General features: G+C 64.5%; 2 protein-coding genes and 1 pseudogene. All 3 read right to left on the bottom strand.

Features of this window, described 5'->3' with window-relative positions; all coding sequences use genetic code 11:
• Positions 1-196 (bottom strand): annotated as a pseudogene (locus ACYVDE_RS23650) (hypothetical protein); the annotation flags it as partial.
• Positions 193-405: a hypothetical protein gene (locus ACYVDE_RS23645; RefSeq protein ID WP_212744951.1), complete on the bottom strand. Its 213-nt coding sequence runs from the start codon at positions 403-405 to the stop codon at positions 193-195. The pseudogene ACYVDE_RS23650 and the gene ACYVDE_RS23645, both read right to left, overlap by 4 nt.
• A gap of 9 nt (positions 406-414) precedes the next feature.
• Positions 415-1116 (bottom strand): TolC family protein (locus ACYVDE_RS23640; protein WP_460503976.1); only part of this gene is annotated, 702 nt, incomplete at its 5' end.

Here is a 1116-nt window from a genome sequence, read left to right as displayed (position 1 = left end):
TGGGCAGCTCGTCGCCTTCGGCTACGCCCAGGCGCAGCAGCTGCCCCTGGGCCTGGGCCGCCACTACATATTCAGTGGTTTCGAAATTACCGGAGGCGTCGAAGCGCGGCGCTTCGGGCTGGCAGGCCGCCAGCAGGGCCAGGGCCAGCAGCAAACCGGGGTTCTTGCCGCCGGCAAAGCTAAAGGGAGCGTTCATGGCAAATCAGGATTAGAGTTGGGGTTCTCGGTGCGGGCCCGGCGCTGGTCGCGGTACACCACGTAGGTAATGAGGAATAGGGAGAGGTAAGGCAGCGCGAAGCCAATGCCAAACCAGCGCCAAAAGGAGCGGCCGTGGCTGGTGGCCATGTAACCGGTGATGATGGGCATAAGCCATAAGGGCCACAGCAGGCCGATGATAACTTCCATGAGTAGGCGTTACTGGGAGAGTGACGAGGCGCTCCCGGTGGTTTGATAATCGACCTGGGCCTGGAGCAGCTGCAGGCGGTGCAGCTGCTCGCTGAGCCGGGCCAGGGTGAGGTTGTTGGCTTCGGTGAAGTAGTCGCCGAAGCCGATGATGCCGTGGTCGAGCTGCACGGCGGCCGTGGCCTGGATTTTCTGGCGCAGGCCAATCAGCTGCGTGTCGGTTTCAAGCAGGGCCTGGTAGCGGTCAATGGCGGTTTGCTGGCCGGCCCGGGCCACGCGCTGGATTTGCTCAAAGGCGTCCTGCTGCACGGCCACGGCTTCCTGCCCGAGGCGGAGGGCCTCGCGGTCCTGGCGGCGGGTGTAGTAGTTATTCAGATTCCAGTTCAGGCGCACCCCGGCAATGCCATAGCCGTGAAAATCATTGCGCAGAAAATCCAGCGTGGGCCGGCCGTAGCCCACCTGGCCGAACAAACTCAGGCGCGGAGCCAGCCGGGCGTCGGCCAGTTTCTGCTGGCCCGTGAGCAAGGCTTTTTGTTGGGCATACAGCAGCAGCTCCGGCCTTGCGCTGGCGGTCGGCAACGCAGCCGGGGGTTCCAGCTGGGTATCGGGGGGCAAGGGTTGGCCCAGCAACTCCCCCAGCTGGCGCAACAGACCGGCCCGCGTGACAGTCAGCTCGCGCAACAGCTGGTCGAGGTTCAGCACCTCGGCGTCGAG

The sequence above is a fragment of the Hymenobacter agri genome, from assembly GCF_054778495.1.
The sequence above is the reverse complement of the archived record's forward strand: the minus strand, read 5'-3'. Positions and strand labels throughout refer to the sequence as shown.